Source organism: Streptomyces sp. NPDC006923 (assembly GCF_040635655.1).
GTDB lineage: Bacteria > Actinomycetota > Actinomycetes > Streptomycetales > Streptomycetaceae > Streptomyces.
Genome location: NZ_JBEYIF010000003.1, coordinates 244,752 through 262,470, shown reverse-complemented (window position 1 = coordinate 262,470; position 17,719 = coordinate 244,752). Strand labels below are relative to the sequence as shown.

The following is a 17,719-nucleotide window of genomic DNA, read 5'->3' as shown; positions in this document are numbered from 1 at the left end:
CAGATGGGACAACGTCAGATGAGAGCCGGGACGTGCGGCGGACCCGATGCCGGGCCGGGGCGAGCGGCCGGCCAACCGCGCCGGGACGCGGACGGCCGTGACAACGTTTCCCGCCGCGGCCCCGCCTCGCCGCTGAAGACGTGTCCGGCCCGCTCATACACACCCCCCACCGCCACCTGACCAGCGCAGTCTCCCACAACAAGGTGACGGTGAGGAGGTCGTGTCGATCCCGCGATCTCCGCGAACACCTGCCGTCACGAAGTGTTCACGGCGCGCGAAGCACGGCCCTCCGCCGGCGCACCGGCCTCCCGCGGACCGGCTCTGCCGGGCGGCCGTCCGGCGTCTCGTACGAACGGGCGGCCAAACTCGACTTTTCGGCACGCTCTTTGACACGGCACGGTCAACTCACGCAGCGGCCATGCGGATGTCGGCTGCCCGACAGCGGTTCGCCTCCACGCCTGACTGCAATGCCTTTCACCACCGCAGTCAGGGAAGGGCATATGACTCCTGTACACCGCAACGCCCCGGGCACGCACTCCTCCGACCTCAGGGCCGCCGCGGCCGACTTCGGCCGCCGCCGGTTCCTCACCGGGACCGGTGCCGCCGTCGCGCTCGCCTTCGCCGTCAACCTCCCCGCCGCCGGTACCGCGAGTGCCGCCGAACTCGACGCAGCAAAGATCAAGAGCGACCCGTTCACCCTCGGCGTCGCCTCCGGCGAGCCGCGCCCGAACGGCGTGGTGCTCTGGACCCGCCTCGCACCGAGCCCCTACGAGTCCGGCAGCGGCCTCCCCGCGAAGAGAGTCTCCGTTCGCTGGGAGGTCGCCAACGACTCCCGGTTCACCCGCGTGGTCAAGCACGGCACGGTCGACGCCCACCCCGAGTTCAACCACGCCGTGCACATCGACGTGTCCGGCCTGGACTCCGACCGCGTGTACTACTTCCGCTTCCGCGCCGGTGCCTGGATCAGCCCCGTGGGCCGCACCCGCACCGCGCCCGCCCGTAACGCCCGGATCTCCGAGCTCAGGCTTGCCGCGGTCTCCTGCCAGGCGTACCACGACGGCTACTTCACCGCGTACCGGCACCTCGCCCAGGAAGACCTCGGTGTCGTCTTCCACCTCGGCGACTACCTGTACGAGTACGCGGTGACCGCCGCCGGCGGCTCCCGGAACTACACCGACCGCCGGCTGCCCGCGCACTACAACCGCGAGACGGTCACGCTGGAGGACTACCGGCTGCGCTACGCGCTCTACAAGTCGGACCCCGACCTGATGGCCGCGCACGCCGCCCACCCCTTCGTCGTCACCTGGGACGACCACGAGACCGAGAACAACTACGCCGACGAGACACCCGAGAACGACGTGCCGCCGGAGGAGTTCCTGCTCCGCCGGGCCTCGGCCTACCGCGCGTACTGGGAGAACCAGCCGCTGCGCAAGCCGCAGCAGCCCGACGGACCGGACATGCAGCTCTACCGCCGGCTGTACTTCGGCCGCCTCGCGCAGTTCGACATCCTGGACACCCGGCAGTACCGCTCCGACCAGGCGTACGGCGACGGCTGGCAGACCCCGGGCCCCGAGTCCGAGGACCCGTCGCGCACCCTGACCGGCGGGACCCAGGAGCGGTGGCTGCTGGACGGCTGGAAGAACTCCCGGTCCACCTGGAACGTCGTGCCGCAGCAGGTGACCTTCTCCCAGCGCCGCAGCCTGCCGACCCCCGACTTCAAGCTGTCGATGGACTCGTGGGACGGCTACCCGGCCTCCCGGCAGCGGCTCATGGACGGCGCCGAGGCGGCCGGACTGGACAACCTCATGGTGCTGACCGGGGACGTCCATGTCGCCAACGCCTACGACCTGAAGAAGGACTGGAACGACCCCGACTCACGCACCCTGGGCACCGAGATCGTGGCGACCTCCATCAGCAGCGGCAAGGACGGCTCCGACAAGCCGTCCAACTACGACACCTATCTCCAGGCCAACCCGCACATGAAGTTCTACAACGGACGACGCGGCTATGTGACCGTCACCCTCGGGGACGACCAGGCCAGGGCCGACTTCCGCACGGTCTCCGCCGTGACGACGCCGAACGCCCCAATCAGTACGGCGGGTTCATTTGTCACCGAGGCCGGCGACCCGGGACTGAAGCCGGTCTGACGCTCCGTCGGCGGGAAACCACGGGAGACCGGAGCGGTACGGGCTGAACGGTACGGGCTGAACGGGCTCGGCAGGCGTTCCTCCCCGTTCTCTCCCGGCCCGTTCCCTCCCCGTACCTTCTCAGGCGCGGGACGGTGCTTCACCGCACCGTCCCGCGCTTCGTTTTTCTCAGTGCTGTCCCGTTCATCCAGCGGGGATTACGGGACGGCCTGCGGCGGCGCGTTCCGGGACTCACTCTCCGGTTACGCGTATTCGCCGTCCGACGGCGGGAAGCCGGGTGTGCACGACGTACGCATGGCGCGCTGTTTGCCGTTCGAACTCCTTTCGTGTACCACGGAAAGAGCCGGTATTCGGCTGGGGGGCTCAATTCGTCACTCTGAGAATGCAACTCGCAACCCGCAGGGAGTTCTCATGCCTCATCGCTCATCCACCGTGCTCGACCCGCAGACGTCCACCATGCTCGAACCACATACCGCTCTCCACCTGGAGACTCCGCCGCATGTCATTACTCGCGGCGAGGGGATCACGGTGTGGGACAGCGAGGGCAACGCCTATCTCGACGGTGTCTCCGGAATTCTCTGCACAAACCTCGGCTACGGCGAACCCCGGCTCATCAAGGCCGCCGCCGATCAGATGGCCAAGCTGCCGTTCTATCCGTCCTTCGACCACCGCACGAGCGACGTCCCCCTGGCCCTGGCCGACGACCTGGCCGAGATGTCACCGATGGCGATGGGGCGCACCTTCTTCGCGAACTCGGGCTCGGAAGCGAACGACAGCGCTTTCAAATTCGCGTGGTATTACCATCGGAGCTTGGGGCGTCCTGGACGCACGAAGATCATCTCTCATCAGCGGAGCTACCACGGGACCACCGTGGCCAGCGGCTCTGCCACCGGAATCCCCCATATTCACGAGGGATTCGGCATCCCGCTGCCGAATTTCCTGAAGGTGCCGTGCCCCGACCCGCTCGACGCCCGCGCGAACAACCTGACAGATGACCAGTTCGTCGACTGGCTCATCATGCGACTTGAGGACCTCATCGCCACCGAAGGCGCCGACACGATCGCCGCTTTCATCGGCGAACCAATTCTCGGCGCGGGCGGCGTCATCATCCCTCCGACCGGTTATTACCAGCGGGTTCAGGAGGTTCTGGCGCGTCACGACATCCTCTTCATAGCCGACGAGGTGATCACCGGTTTCGGCCGCACCGGTTCCATGTTCGGGACCACGGAATTCGATCTCAGGCCGGACATGATGACCTTTGCCAAGGGTCTCTCCTCTTCGTACCTGCCGATTTCCGCGGTCATGGTGGGAGAGCGGGTGTACGCCGCTCTCGCCGAGGGGTCCGCGAACTCGGGCTCGTTCGGCCACGGCTTCACCTACTCCGGACACCCGGTGGCAGCGGCCGTCGCCCGAGAGAATCTCGCCATCCTCAAGGAACGCGACATCCCGGGCCATGTGCGTGCCCTCGCACCGGTGCTCGCCGACGCCCTCGGCACGTTTCATGGCGCGGAGCTGGTCCAGGACGTGCGTAGTTACGGCTTCCTCAGTGCCGTGACGTTCGATTCGGCCGCCCATGGATTGCAGCAAGGCCAATTGGGCCCGCTCGTGGCCGCGAAAGCGATGGAACAGGGGCTGCTGCTGCGCGCGACGGGTGACAACGTGATCTTCTCCCCGCCGCTGGTCAGCTCCGACACCGAGATCAAGACGATGGCTCATCGCTTCGGCGACGCCTACCACGAGGTGGTCTCCGCTCGCGCGTGAGCCGGATGCGCCACGCTGTGAGCGTTCGCCCCGGCGGATCCCCCGGCCGCCGAAGGCCCTGTCGCTCAGAGCGGGTTTGCCGGAACAGCAAGAAAGTTCGCGTCGACCGCACCGTCGGCCCCATGCTCGCTGTCCGAGCCGCGGTGCGGCCGGCCGCGAGCGGAATGGGTCCGCCCGTGTGCTCGGTATGCCGCAGAACGACAGAGCCGGAGGACCCATGTCACAGCAGCACACCCGGGGCACACCAGCCGAACACCGCCTGATCGCCTCGCCGGCGGGCCGGACACATCTGGTGTCGGAGGGCAGCGGGCCGCTGGTCCTCATGGTGCACGGGTTCCCCGAGTCCTGGTACTCCTGGCGCCACCAGTTGCCGGTGCTGGCGGCAGCCGGGTACCGCGCGGTCGCCATCGACGTCCGGGGTTATGGGCGCTCCTCCGCACCCGACGGCGCGGCCGCGTACCGGATGCTCGACCTCGTCGAGGACAACGTCGCCGTAGTGCGTGCCCTCGGCGCGGAGTCCGCGGTGATCATCGGCCATGACTGGGGCTCGACCATCGCCGCCAACTCCGCGCTGACCAGGCCGGACGTCTTCCGTGCGGTGGCTCTGCTGAGCGTGCCCTACACCCCGCGCGGCGGACCGCTGCCCAGCGAGGTCTTCGCGCGGATGGGCGGCGACGAGGAGTTCTACGTCTCCTACTTCCAGCAGCCCGGCCGGGCAGAAGCCGAGATCGAACCCGATGTGCGCGGCTGGCTGGCCGGCTTCTACGCCGCCCTGTCCGCCGACACCATGCCCGCACCCGGCTCGCCGGACCCGCACTTCGTGAGCCGGGGAGGGAAGCTCCGTGACCGGTTCCCCGTCGGGCGGCTGCCCGCCTGGCTCAGTCAGGACGACCTCGACGTCTACGCCGGGGAGTTCGAACGGACCGGCATGAGCGGGGCGCTCAACCGCTATCGGAACATGGACCGCGACTGGAAGGACCTCGCCGGCTTCGACGGCGCCCCCGTCACCCAGCCGTCCCTGTTCCTCGGCGGAGCGCTGGACGCCTCCACCACCTGGCTGGCCGACGCGATCAAGGCGTATCCCACCACCCTGCCCGGCCTGCGTTCCTCGCATGTCCTCGACGGCTGCGGCCACTGGATCCAGCAGGAACGCCACACCGAGGTCAATCGGCTGCTGCTCCGCTGGCTCGCCTCGCTGCCCGCCTGATCAACTGATCAACGCCCCCTCACCGAGCAGCCGAGAAGGGACGCCGCCAACACCGCAGACCCGCAGCCCCGCAGACCCGCAGCCCCGCAAACCCGCAGACCCGCAGACCCGCAGACCACGAAGGCGGAGGCGCACGCGGCGGCACAGCCGGATTCCCGTCCGGAAGCACGGACCGCGGCGGCACTCACCCCTCCCTCAACCATGCCCGTACGGACGGTGACATAATGGTTACGGAGGGGTGGACCGCTGTCGTGCCATGGCCGCCGGCACCTGGACGAGTACCAGGCGCGGGGCGTTCAACGCGCGCGGTCCGACGGGGTGTTCGTGTGCGGAAAGGTGGGGGAATGCGGCAGGCGGGGGTGCTCGATGTCGGCTGCCACAGTGCTTTGCTCGCTGTGGCGCGGCGGAGGAAGGGCGGGACGCTGGAGCCGGTGCTCACTCGCAAGGTCCGGCTGAGACTGCACATGTTCCTCGACGCGAAGGGGCGGCTGACCGGGCCCGGGATCAAGAGCGTGCAGCGGGCGGTGGCCGAGGCGGTCACGACGGATCCGAGACTGCGCCTGCCCGAGGCGTACGCGTTCGCCACCTCCGTCATCCGGGACGCGCCCAACCGGGACGAGGTCATCGACCGGGTGGCCCGGGCCACCGGCGTCCGGCTCCAGGTGCTGCCGGGCGAGGAGGAGGCGCGGCTGGCCTATGTGGCGGCCCGGCACTGGGCGGGCACCGCGACCGGTCCCCTGCTGGTCCTGGACATCGGCGGCGGGACCGTGGAGATCGCCTCCGGCAGCGCGGACGAGCCCCGCGTCCTGCACTCGCTGCCGTTGGGCGCCCGCAGGATCACCCGTGACTGGCTGCCCGGCGGCACCGCCGCGTCCGAAAAGCGCCTGGCCGGGGTCCGACGGCATCTGCGCAGCTCACTGAAGGCGCTTCCCGCTCTGCCGCGCGCCGACCCGGGCGGACACGTCCTCGCCTGTTCCAAGACGTTCGCCCAGCTCGCCCGGCTCGCCGGGGCCCGCAGCACACACGTACGTACGCCACGCCGGCTCACGCTCTCCGAACTGCGGGCGACGTTCCCGTTGTTCCTGGCGGCGGACCCGGCCCGGCTCAGGGATCTGCCGGGCATCTCGCGGCACCGCGCGGAGCAGTCCCTGGCCGGTGCGCTGATCGCCGAGGCCCTCATGGAGCACTGCCGGGCGGAAAGCGTCACCATCTGCCACTGGTCCACTCGGGAAGGACTGCTGCTGGAACGCCTCGGTGTGGCCCCCGGAGCGGCCCAGCGCCCACGCCTCGCCCACTGACCCGGCCACGGACGCGCCGGTCGGGGCCGGTGTCACCTCGCGGCTCCGGCCTCGGCGGCTCCCGCCGGGCCGAGCCGCGCTGCCGGTGTGCGCGCCGGTCCAGCGACCTGCCCGGGGCGCCGGGGACCTGAGAGGACCCCGGCGCCCCGGGCGTTCGAGTGGACGGGTGCCGCCCGGTTACCGGCGCACGGTGAACTGGCCGGTCAGCGGGCCGACCGTCACGGTGTACATGCCCGCGTCCCCGCGGCGCACATCGAAGGTGAGCCGTTCGCTCCGGCCTTGCCGGACCTCGACGGTGCGGCTCTGCTCCACCTCGCCCCCGACCCGGAGGACCGCCTGGTACGAGCCCGCCTTCTCACCGACGTTCTTCACCTCGGCCGTGACGCGTACGCGCGCTCCCGCGCGGGCGGTGTCCGGTGTGACGGACAGTCCGCTCCAGGCGAAGCGGGGCTCCGGCCCGGCCACCCGGTCGTGGACGAAGATGTCGGACCGCCGGTTGGTGTCATCGGCCACCAGGTTGGCAGAGGTGCTCTCAAAGGCGACAAGGCGCCCGTCACCACTGATCGACGGCAGGTCGGACGTGCCGTCGCCCTCCGCGCCCTCCAGTCCGTCGGAGATCCTCTGCGTGGTGCCCGCCGTGCGGTCGCGTACGAAGATGTCCGCCCTCCCGTTGGTGTCGCCCGGGACCAGATTGGTCGCGCTGCTGTAGAAGGCGACCAGGTGTCCGTCGGTGCTGAGGGAGGGCGCGAAGGACCAGTCGTTGCCCTCGGTGCCGTCGGAGGCGACCCCGATCTGCTCGGTGGCGCCCGTCTCCCGGTCGTACACGTAGATCTTTCCGTTGTCCGTGCCGAAGGCGACCACCCGGCCGTCCGCGCTGATCAGCGGTCCGGTGTTGTTGGCGTCCGGGACGGGACCGGGGATCAGCGTGGTCGTGCCGGTCTGCCGGTCGTGGACGAAGACATCGGTGGCCGTGTCGGTGTCCCCGGCCACCAGATTGGTGGCGTTGCTCTGGAAGGCGACATAGCGGCCGTCCGCGCTGATCGACTGCTCCCGGGAGCTGCCGTCGCCGCCGGCACCGCCCGGCGTCTGCGAGATGCGCTCGGTCCGGCCGGTCTGCCGGTCGTGGACGAAGACATCGGTGGTGCCGTTGGTGTCGCCGGGAACGAGCTGGGTGGCGTCGCTGTTGAAGACGGCGAATCTGCCGTCGGCGCTGAACGAGGGCGCCGATGACAGGCCGTCACCCTCCGTGCCGTCGGAGGCGACCGACACCCGCTCGGTCACACCGGTCCGCCGGTCGTGCACAAAGCTGTCGGTCTGCTCGTTGGTGTCGCCCGCGACCAGATTGGTGGCACCGCTGTTGAATCCGATGTACCTGCCGTCCGTGCTGAGGGTGGGAGACAGCGAGAAGCTGTCGCCCTGGGCGCCGTCGGAGCCCACCGACACCCGCTCGGTGGCACGGGTGCCGAGGTCGGTGACGAAGATGTCGAGCTCGCCGTTGGTGTCGCCGTCGACCAGGTTGGACGCGGGGCTCGCGAACGCCACGGCGCTTCCGTCGGCGCTTATTCTGGGCCACCATGCCTCGTGGTTGACCTGCTTGCCCTCGGGCGTCAGCGAGACCCGGTCGGTGGCGGAGGGGCGGGGAAGTCGCGGGTCGGCGTGACCGGTGAGGCGGTGCTTCTTCACCTCCACCGGCACGGGCTGGGAGCGTGAGATCCCCGCGGCCGTGGCCGACACCTGGTAGCTGCCCTCGGGCACATCGCGGATGGTGTAGCGGCCGTCTCGGTCCGTCGTCGCCACCAGTGTGTCCGGCACGTCGAGCACACGGACGGTGGCCCCCGGCACCGTGGTGCCTGTCGGTCCGTAGGTGACCCGGCCGGTGATCCTCCCTCGCGGGGTCGGCGTCATACGCGGGCGGACGTCGGTGTACTTGTCCGCGGTCACCCGTGTCCTGACCGTCTCCGGCTGGTAGCCGAAACGCGAGAACCGCAGTTCCTGGGTGCCGGCGCCGAGCCGGATCTCGAAGCGCCCGTCCTTGTCCGTCTCGACCGTGCGGCCGTTGTCCGCGCGGGCCACGGTCACGCCCGCCAGCGGCTTGCCGGTCCTGGTGTCGGCGACCGTGCCCCGCACACCGCTCCTGAGACCCGCCTCCGTGACGGCGGCGTAGGCGTCGATCCTGCCCCAGCCGTACCGCGGGTTGGGGCGCGCGCCGTACCGGTCGTCGAAGAACGACGTACCGGCGAGGATGTCCAGGGTGTCGTCCACGGTCAGTTCGGGATTGGCCTGGAGCATCAGGGCCACCGTGCCCGACACATGAGGCGTGGCCATCGAGGTCCCGCTCAGCATGCCGTACTCACCGCCGGGCAGGGTGGAGAGTACGTCGACTCCGGGGGCGGAGATGTCGGGTACGACATAGGACTCGGGCCATTCGGCCGGTGCGTCGATCCAGTCGCTTCTCTCGACCACTTCGCCGCACGAGAAATCGGCCACACCGTCGCCGTCGTCGGTGGCTCCCACCGCCACGGCCTCGTAGACGTTCCCGGGGCTGGCCGAGCCGTCCACGCATTCGTTGCCGACGGCGAAGGACGGGAACACACCGGCCCGGTAGATGTTGCGGGTGGGCTCGACGAGTTCGTCGGCATAGCCTTCCGCCCCCAGTGACATGCTGACGACATCGGCCGGTTCACCAGCCGGAGTGCCGTCGGCGGCGTAGGGAGCTATCGCCCACTGCATGCCGGCGATCACCTGGGCGAGTGTCCCCTGCCCGCCCGGAATGGTCAGTCCCGCCATCAGGTCGACGCCGGGCGCGACTCCGACCTGCGTCCCGGAGGCGTTGCCGCCGGCGACGGTGCCCGCCACATGGGTGCCGTGGTAGCTGCTGTCGTGGGGCTCGGACGGCACCGGCTCACCCGTGCCGGAGAACTCCATCCACCCGCCCGGATACGACGGATCCGCGGCCTTGTCGGTCGCGAGCTTCCCCGCCAGATCGGGATGGGTGATGTCGACGCCGGTGTCCAGCACCGCCACCCGTACGCCCTCGCCCGTCACCTTCCGCTCGCTCAGCACCCGGTCGGCACCGATCTTGGCCAGGCCCCAGGTGGTCGGCTCGGCGACCGCGGCCCGAGGTGTCGCGGCCCGGGTGGCCGGCGGCACCTTCAGTGTGAAGTTCGGGATGATGTGGTCGACCGGGGCGAGTTCGGCCAGTTCCTTCAGTGTCTCCGGTGTGGCCTTCACCAGGACCATGTTCTTCAGCCAGAAGGTGTTCAGCACCTCGTCGCCACGGGCTTCCACCATGTCAACGACGGGCGACTGCACCGACGCCGCGGTCCGGCTCAGTTCCGTGCGCACCTGTCTCGCCCCGGTCCCCCGGTCCGGGAGGCCGGGCTGGTCGCGCAGGACGACGGCCGCTTCGACGCGGCCGCTGCCGCGCGCTCCGACGGCCTCCATCCGCTGCAGCAGTTTCGGGTCGATCTTCGCTCGTCCGGCCGAGGCCGGTGGCGACGCCGGGCCGGTGTCCCGCGCCACCGCCGGACCACCGCCCAGGGTCGCCGCTGATATTCCGAACGCCAACAACAGTGCGGGCAGGCGTAGCCCGCGGGACCGGAAGGCTGACGACAACCTGGGCTCTCCTTCTCGGTGGTGGCCCACCGGCCACCGGCTGGTGACCGGTGGGCCGCACCGTGTGTCGAACTGACGGGGTAAATGCTGGAACGCTGACATCCGCTTCGGCGTCCTGACAAGCGCAACCGGAGGCGACTTCCCGTCAGGTGTCGTATGTGCGACAGGGATCGGACAGGATGAGGTGGGACGACCGGGACCGGGACCGGGACGTGGAGGAGGCCGGCGATGTTGGAATCCATCGGTTTGAGCAAGCGCGACGAGGAGGTGTACGACGCCCTGGTCCGCAGTACCCAGGCATCGGTGTCCGACCTGGTGCGCGCCTGCCAGCTGGCCGCGCCGGCCGTCCGCAGGAGCCTGCAGTCACTCATCCGGCTCGGTCTGGCCACGCGCTCGGGGGGCCGTCCGGTCACCTATGTGGTGGTCTCGCCGGACAGCGGACTCGAAACGGCACTGCGCGAGCGCGAGCGCGCTCTGAACGATGTGCGCCCCCACATCAGGACACTGATGGATCTGTACCGCGCGGGCACCCGCTTCACCTATCCCGGCGAGCTGGTGGAGGTCGTCTCGGGCCGTGACGATGTCAACCACCGCTGGGCGCGGATGCAACGGGACACACGCACCCAGATACGGGGCTTCGACCGCCCGCCCTACGCCGCGCCCCAGGAACACACCGAGCCGAACACCGTCGAACTCGACCTGCTGAGACGGGGCCTGCGCTACCGCGTCATCTATGACAACACCGTCCTGGCACTGCCCGGCTGGCTGGAGGACGTCACAGCGGGGGTGCGCCGGGGAGAGCAGGCACGCATCGCGCCGGATCTGCCGATGAAGCTCGCGATCTCCGACGACCGGCTGGCCATCATCCCGCTGCTGCGCCCCGACGACAGCGCGGTGACGGCGTCCTATCTGATCCATCCGTCGCCGCTGCTGGACGCGTTGATCGCGCTGTTCGAAGCCTTCTGGGAGCGGAGCGTCCCGGTCCGGCTGCCGATGCCCAGAGCCACGGGCGACGCGGCGGACGAGCTGTCGGACGAGGAGGCGAAGCTGTTGAGCCTGCTGGCCGCCGGCGCGACGGACAAAACGGCCGGCCGGGCCCTGGGCTGGAGCGAGCGCACCGTACAGCGGCATGTCACCAGGCTGATGCACCGCTTCGGCGCGCAGACCCGCTTCCAGATCGCCATGGAGGCGACCCGCCGCGGCTGGATCTGAGCCGGGTCAGAACGAAGGACCCCGGGCCCCGAGTACACCGGCCGGGTCCGGCGGGCGGACGACAACGGCGTCGTCCAACCGCCACACCACCGCAGTTGAACGACGCCGCGGACACGCGAGCCGGTCTCGCCCGCCGTACGGGACGGCGCTTGTCAGTCCTCGGTCCAGCCGTGGCTCTCCGCGGACTTCAGCAGCTCATGGCGGATCTCCAGGATCTGCTCTCCGGTCAGGCGCGGACCTGCCTTCAGCAGGAGCTCGGTCACCTCCCGGGTGTACTCCTCCACCCCGAGCACATCGCACAGCGAGTCTTCTCCGCCGGACGCCGTCGGCGCGGCCGTGGACGGAGCCGGCAGCGGCGCCCGGACCGGCTGCGGAGCGCCGGACCGCTCGGCGAGCCGCACGGACGACGCCTTCAGCCCCCGGCCGCCGTCCTCCGTCTCGAACTCGACCTCCAGACCGGCGCGCACATAGGACTCCGGGATCAGCAGATCGTTCACATGCAAGAAGACATCCTCGCCACCCGTTTCGGGAGCGATAAACCCATAACCCCGCGTAGCGTCAAACCGAATCACACGCCCAGCAACCATGCCAACCAACCCCAAACCAGACCGGGCCCCTTGCCCGACAACCACTGCCAGATCGTAGCCGCGCGGGCCCGGCTTCGCGAGGTGCGGGCCGAATCCACCGCCCATCACCGCCGACGCCACGGTCTCCGGCACGCGGGGGAGGGACCGCTCAGTCCTCGGCGTACCGGACATGGGGCGCGACACTGCGCAGCTTCTCGCAGGTCTCCTCGATCTCCCGCTCGGGGACGGACTGTCCGGTGACCCCGGCGCCCGCGCGCAGCCAGGCCCTCTCGCCCTCGCCCAGCAGCGTACGGAGGACCAGGGCCGCGTCCAGCGAACCGTCCGTACTCCCCCGGAAGACCGCGCCGCCGTACAGACCGCGGGGCCCGTCCTCGTAGCGGGCCAGCGCGGCCAGGGCCGCGCGCTTCGAGACGCCCGTGGCGGTGATCGCCGGGAAGAGCGCCGCGAAAGCCGCCCATGGCCCCGTTCCCGGCCGCAGCCGTCCTGTGACACGCGAGGCCAGGTGCTGTACCGAGCCACGCGCCTTCACCGTCATGAACTCCCCGACCACGACGGATCCGGGCCGGCACACCGCGCTCATCTCGTCGCAGGCGAGGCGTACGGAGACCGCGTGCTCGTGGATCTCCTTCGGGTCCCTGAGCAGTTCCTGCCGCAGGCGCTCGTTCTCCGCCGGGTCGGTGCCCAGCGCGCGGGTGCCGGCGAGCGGCTGGGTACTGACCCGGGCGTCCTCCTGGACCTCCAGTACGGTCTCGGGGCTGAACCCGGCCGCTCTGCGGCCACCGAGGTCGAGCAGATAGGAGCGGGCCGGAGTGTTGGCCCGGCGGCCGGCGAGATAGGTCGCCGCGAAGTCGGCGCGCGACCCGGCGGGCAGTGGCACCCGCCGGGAGAGGACGGCCTTCTCCAGGTGCCCGGCCCGGATGTCGGCGACGGTACGGGCGACGGCTTGGCCGTAGGCCCCGATGCCGTGGGCGATGACGGTCTCGGCCCGGTCGGGTGGCACCGCGTTGACGGTGCCGCGCGTGGCGGCCGACTCGGCCAGCAGGTCGGCGGCCTTCCGGGCCCATGCCTCGTCGACGGCTCGTATCACGGCCAGGCCCGGTGTGAGGGAGACCTCCAGGCAGGGCACCAGTGTGTGCAGCAAGGGCTCGGTGCCGGCTGCCGCCGGGTCGCCGTGCAGGAGGTGCGCGAGTTCGAAGGCGGCCCAGCCGTAGAAACGGCGCTCCTCGCGCCCGGGGTCCCCCAGGGCCGCGAGAGCGTCGGAGAACACCTCCAGCGGCCGCGCGCCGGCCTCCGCCGTCCATGTCCTGCCGTCGGCGCGGGCAGTGACACTGGAAACGTCCGCCGTGACCGTCACGGCCGAGCCGGCCGCGAAGTACCAGACACCTGCCCGCTCGTACACGGCGTACTGGCCGGCCAGTCCCGCCTTCGCGAGGTGCGCGGCGGCCGTCGCGGGGTCGTCGTGGGATTCCAGGCTGCTTGTGCACCGGAGCGGGGGAATGGCCCTCGCCCACTCGTCCCAGCTCTTTCGCGTACCGCTGCTCATCGTTGTGTGCCTTCTCTCTGCTGGTGTGCTCGTTCGCCGGTCTCTCGCACCCGGCGCTGGGACATGGTCATGACGCCGTCTTCAGGCGCCAGCCGTGTGCCCGTGTGCGCTGCTCCCAGAAGGAGGCGTACGTACCACCGGCCGCGACCAGTTCGCTGTGCGTGCCGCGCTCGGTGATCCCGCCGTTCTCCAGCACCAGGATCTGGTCGGCGGACACAACGGTGCTGAGGCGGTGGGCGATGACGAGCAGCGTCTTCTCCGCGGCCAGTGCCCGGACGGTCCCGGCGAGCAGGGCCTCGTTCTCCTGGTCCAGCGCGGCGGTGGCCTCGTCGAGGACGAGGATCGGTGTGTCCTTGAGCAGGGCGCGGGCGATGGACACGCGTTGGCGCTGGCCGCCGGAGAGCGCGATGCCGCCCTCCCCGACCGGCGTGGCCCAGCCGTCGGGCAGCTCCTCGATCACCCGGTCAAGACCGGAGAGGGCCGCGGCCCCGCGGAGCCGCTCGGGGTCGGCGTCCGGGGCGCCGATCCGGACGTTCTCCTCGATCGTGCCCTCGAAGAGGTAGACGTCCTGGAAGACCAGGGACACTCGTGCGGCCAGTTCCGCGGGGCCGATGTCCCGTATGTCGACACCTCCGATCCGGACGGTGCCGCTGGTGGTGTCCCAGAAGCGGGCCAGCAGCCTCGCGACGGTGGTCTTGCCGGCCCCGGACGGCCCGACCAGGGCGGTCAAACCGCGCTCGGGCAGGCGGAAGCTGACGTCGTCGAGTACCTGGCGCGCCGTCCCGTCGGTCTCGTAGTGGAAGCCGACGCCGCTGAACTCCACGTCGGTGCCCTTGGGCGTCCGCCCCTCGGCGGGCTGCGGAAAGGGCGGCTGGTCGAGAACCGCGCCGAGCCGCTCCAGGCTGTTGCGTGCGATGCGCATGCCGGCGCCGACGTCGGCCGCTCCGGAGAGGCTGTCGATCAGCCGGACCAGCAGCACCAGAAGCGCCAGCAGGGTGGGGACCGTGAGCGAACCGTCGAGCTGCCAGGACACGCCCAGCGCCAGCAGCAGAGCGAACACCAACCGGGCGGTGAACGCGAAGGAGACCAGCCCGGGCAGGCCCCGGACGACAAGACGGCGGTCCGCACGCGATTCGGCGACCAGCGCGTCGTCCAACGCCCCGTAGCCCTCCGCGGTCCGGCCGAAGGCCCGCAGGACGGGCTGGTTCCGCGCGAACTCCAGGACCCGGTCGGCGGATTCCGCGATCGCCGCGTCCCGGCCCTGGTCGAGCCGGCGCATCGCCGCGGTGCTCGCCGCGTGAACGGCGTACAGCACGGGCGCGCAGACGAGCAGGATGAGCGCCGTCCGCCGGTCGAAGAAGAAGGTCGCGGCCACCAGGGTGACCGGGGTCAGCAGTGAGCTGATGAACGGCCGCAGCAGATGGGCGGGCATGTTCATCACCTGGATGACGTTCTGCCCGGCCAGCCGGCCCAGCTCGGCCGCGCGTCCGGCGGTGAACCAGCCGAGCGGCAGCTCCACCGCCCGGTCCGCGAGGCGGTGGTGCAGTACCCGGGAGAGCCGGGAACCGACGGTGAAGCCGCCGCTGAGGGCGGCGCCCTGGAGCGCGGCGTGACCGAGGGAGCAGAGGATCAGTGCGGCCAGCCAGGGCCACACGCGGCCGGGTTCGTCGCCGAGCAGCGCGCGCAGCGTGGGCACCAGGAGGGCGAAGGCGACGCCCTGGAGGACAGCCGCGCCGGACAGCAGCAGGAGCAGGCGGTTCAGCGGGCGTGAGCCCTCCGGTCCGAGAACGCGGTAGAGCCGGCGGATCATCGTGAGCTTCCCTCTCGGATGTCGGCCCGGGCGGGCCGTACCTTTTGCTGGGCCCGCCACAGACGGGCGTAGCGGCCGTCCGCCGCCAGCAGGTCGTCGTGACGGCCTTGTTCGGTGACGCGTCCGCCTTCGAGCACCACGATCCGGTCGGCGGTGCGGATCGTCGCCAGCCGGTGGGCGACGACCAGCAGGGTGCGGCCGCTCGCGAGGGCGGACAACGCGTCCTGGATCAGCGCCTCGGAGTGCGGATCGGCGTACGCGGTGGCCTCGTCCAGGACAAGGACGGGCGCGTCGGCGAGCAGCGCACGCGCGATGGACAGCCGCTGTGCCTCTCCGCCGGACAGGGTGGCCTCCGTGCCGATCTCGGTCGCGTATCCGTCGGGCAGGTCCATGACGCGGTCGTGGATCCGGGCGGCGCGGGCGCACCGCTCGACCTCCTCGTCGGTGGCGTCCGGGCGGCCAAGGCGGATGTTGTCGGCGACGCTCGCCCTCAGCAGGCGAACGTCCTGGAGGACGAAGCCGATACGGCGGTACAGCTCGGCCGCGGGGATGTCCCGGATGTCGGCGCCGCCCATGGTCACCGTGCCGGTCGTCGCGTCGTGGAAGCGGAGCAGCAACGACGCGAGTGTCGACTTGCCCGATCCGGAGGGGCCGACGAGCGCGGTGACCGTGCCGGGGGCCAGGTCGAGATCGATGCCGCTGAGCGCGTCGGTGCGACCGTCGTAGGTGAAGGACACTCCGCGCAGCGAGATGTGGTGGCCGGCGGGCAGGGCGGGTGTGGTGGGTTCCGGCAGGACGGCGGTGTCCAGGAGGGCGGAGATACGGACGGCTGCCGCCTGGCCGGCCCGGATCTGCTGGACGCGCGGCCCGACCACCCCCATGGGAGCGGCGACCGCCGGGCCGAGCAGCAGGAAGGGCACGATCTCCGCGCCGGTGATCCAGTCGTTGGTGACGAACACCGCGCCCAGAACGGCCAGTAGGAGCAGCACGACGGCCGGGGAGACGACGAGCACGGCGGCGGTGGAGGTGACGAGTGTGGCCCGCACCCACCGGGAGAAGAAGTCGGCGAATCCGTCGGTCGCGTCGAGGAAACGCTCTTGAGCGCCGCGCGCGCGGCCGAAGGTCTTGAAGACGGCGATTCCGTGGGCGAACTCCGCGGCGGCGGAGGAGATCCGGCCCAGTGCGGCTCCGTACTCGGCCATCTGCGCGGCGGCTCCGGACATGGCCCTGCTGAACAGGAACACACCGAGTGCCAGCGGCAGCACGCTGATCAGGGCCAGCCGCCAGTCGACGGTGAACAGGTAGACCAGTGCCGGCACCGGGGCGACAAGGACGGCGACGACATCGAGAAGAGTGTGGGCGACCAGGGTGTGCAGCGCGCGTACGTCGTCCTGCACCGCCTGCTTGACGGCTCCCGTCCCCCTGGTGGTGATCCAGCCCAGTGGCAGCCGTCCGATGTGCCGGGCGAGCCCGCGGCGGAGTCCGAGCTGGAGGTCGTTGTCCGCGAGATGGCTGACGGCTCCGGCCGCAGAACCGCACAGGAGGGCGAGCAGGCCCGCCGCGCACGCGAGTGTGACCAGCGGCCAGAGGTCGTCGCCGCCGGCGCGGGTTCCGTCGGTGAGACGGTCCGCGATGCGGGAGACGGCGATGAACGGAACCACACCGGCGAGGGCGGCGACGGCCTGGAGGCCGGCCGCGAGGGCGAGGCGCCCCCGGATCCGGCCCAGCAGGCCACGCAGCGGCGGGGGCGGCGCGGGGGCCGCGGTGGTGGGAGAGGTCGGGTCCGGGCCTTGGCCGGACGGATGCGGCTTCACTTGACGAGAACTCCGATTTCGGGGATTGCCTGGCCGCCCGCCTCGGTGATGCGACGGCTTGTCATGCCGGCCTCTCCGGCGAGCCGGGCGACGTCGAAGGTGTGCCAGTCGTAGCTGTCCGCGACCTCGCGCACGGTGCGGCCTTCGCGCAGCACCTTCCAGGTGGTGGTGAATCGCATGGCGTCGCCTTCGGTGGGTTCACCGCCGATCCACCACTCGTACGTCTGGCGGCCGATGGTCTCCCGGAGGGACATCACCGGTGGGATGACGCGTGGCGAGGAGACACCCATCAGTTCCACGACGATGGGCGCGCCCTCGGGGAGGCGTGCGGCGAGCCGCTGCCAGAGAGCCACGCGTTCGGGGACGGTGAGGTGGCCCGCCACGCCGAAGATGACCACGGCCGAGAGCCGCTCGGGCAGCGCGAGATCCTGGGCCGCGCCGTCGACCACGGTGACCCGGCGGCGCAGGCCGGGGTCGCGGGCGACCCTGGAGGTGAGCATGGCGCGCATCGTGGCGGAGGGCTCGGCGGCGATGATGTCGGCCTCGGGCAGTGTGGACGCGATGACCTCGGTCACGCGTCCGGTGCCCGCGCCGATCTCCAGTACGGGGCCGTGCGAGAGGTCGACGCCCTTGAGCACACGGCTGAGCGGTGGTCCGCTGCTGGCGGTGTGCCGGGTGGCGACCAGTTCGTAGAACTCGGCCGAGGCCGAGTAGTAGTCGATCAC

General features: G+C 70.8%; 11 protein-coding genes. 5 read left to right on the top strand and 6 right to left on the bottom strand.

The annotated features are described in order from the left end of the window. Window positions 1-500 precede the first annotated feature (500 nt). The 4 genes from ABZ707_RS07120 (at window position 501) to ABZ707_RS07105 (ending at window position 6,413) form a co-directional block, all read left to right on the top strand. The gene (locus ABZ707_RS07120; protein ID WP_360169087.1) at window positions 501-2,147 is read left to right on the top strand and encodes an alkaline phosphatase D family protein; all 1,647 of its coding nucleotides are present in this window, start codon (window positions 501-503) and stop codon (window positions 2,145-2,147) included. Between the two features lie 411 nt (window positions 2,148-2,558). Next, window positions 2,559-3,908 carry an aminotransferase gene (locus tag ABZ707_RS07115; RefSeq protein WP_360169084.1) on the top strand — a complete coding sequence of 450 codons (1,350 nt, stop codon included), beginning with the start codon at window positions 2,559-2,561 and terminating at the stop codon, window positions 3,906-3,908. 217 nt (window positions 3,909-4,125) lie between these two features. Further along, complete coding sequence (locus tag ABZ707_RS07110; protein ID WP_360169081.1) at window positions 4,126-5,115, top strand: alpha/beta hydrolase; 990 nt, start codon at window positions 4,126-4,128, stop codon at window positions 5,113-5,115. Between the two features lie 344 nt (window positions 5,116-5,459). Further along, the gene (locus ABZ707_RS07105; RefSeq protein WP_360169079.1) at window positions 5,460-6,413 is read left to right on the top strand and encodes a hypothetical protein; all 954 of its coding nucleotides are present in this window, start codon (window positions 5,460-5,462) and stop codon (window positions 6,411-6,413) included. A 177-nt stretch (window positions 6,414-6,590) separates the two neighbouring features. Here the strand turns inward: ABZ707_RS07105 and ABZ707_RS07100 are convergent, their stop codons facing one another. After that, window positions 6,591-10,028: a S8 family serine peptidase gene (locus tag ABZ707_RS07100; RefSeq protein ID WP_360169076.1), complete on the bottom strand. Its 3,438-nt coding sequence runs from the start codon at window positions 10,026-10,028 to the stop codon at window positions 6,591-6,593. 228 nt (window positions 10,029-10,256) lie between these two features. On the opposite strand from ABZ707_RS07100, the gene ABZ707_RS07095 reads away from it, so the two are divergent. Then, complete coding sequence (locus tag ABZ707_RS07095; protein ID WP_360169073.1) at window positions 10,257-11,240, top strand: helix-turn-helix domain-containing protein; 984 nt, start codon at window positions 10,257-10,259, stop codon at window positions 11,238-11,240. A 152-nt stretch (window positions 11,241-11,392) separates the two neighbouring features. On the opposite strand, the gene ABZ707_RS07090 is transcribed toward ABZ707_RS07095, so the two are convergent. The 5 genes from ABZ707_RS07090 to ABZ707_RS07070 form a co-directional block, all read right to left on the bottom strand. Then, window positions 11,393-11,827, bottom strand: a complete 435-nt coding sequence (locus tag ABZ707_RS07090; RefSeq protein ID WP_360169070.1) for a cold shock domain-containing protein — start codon at window positions 11,825-11,827, stop codon at window positions 11,393-11,395. Window positions 11,828-11,975: 148 nt separating this feature from the next. Beyond that, window positions 11,976-13,370 (bottom strand): salicylate synthase, encoded by a 1,395-nt coding sequence (locus tag ABZ707_RS07085; protein WP_360169066.1) that lies wholly within the window; start codon window positions 13,368-13,370, stop codon window positions 11,976-11,978. A gap of 67 nt (window positions 13,371-13,437) precedes the next feature. Then, window positions 13,438-15,180 (bottom strand): ABC transporter ATP-binding protein, encoded by a 1,743-nt coding sequence (locus ABZ707_RS07080; protein WP_360169063.1) that lies wholly within the window; start codon window positions 15,178-15,180, stop codon window positions 13,438-13,440. Then, window positions 15,177-16,919: an ABC transporter ATP-binding protein gene (locus ABZ707_RS07075; RefSeq protein WP_360169889.1), complete on the bottom strand. Its 1,743-nt coding sequence runs from the start codon at window positions 16,917-16,919 to the stop codon at window positions 15,177-15,179. Before ABZ707_RS07075 ends, ABZ707_RS07080 begins: the two co-directional genes overlap by 4 nt. A gap of 71 nt (window positions 16,920-16,990) precedes the next feature. Beyond that, window positions 16,991-17,719: a class I SAM-dependent methyltransferase gene (locus ABZ707_RS07070; RefSeq protein WP_360169060.1), complete on the bottom strand. Its 729-nt coding sequence runs from the start codon at window positions 17,717-17,719 to the stop codon at window positions 16,991-16,993.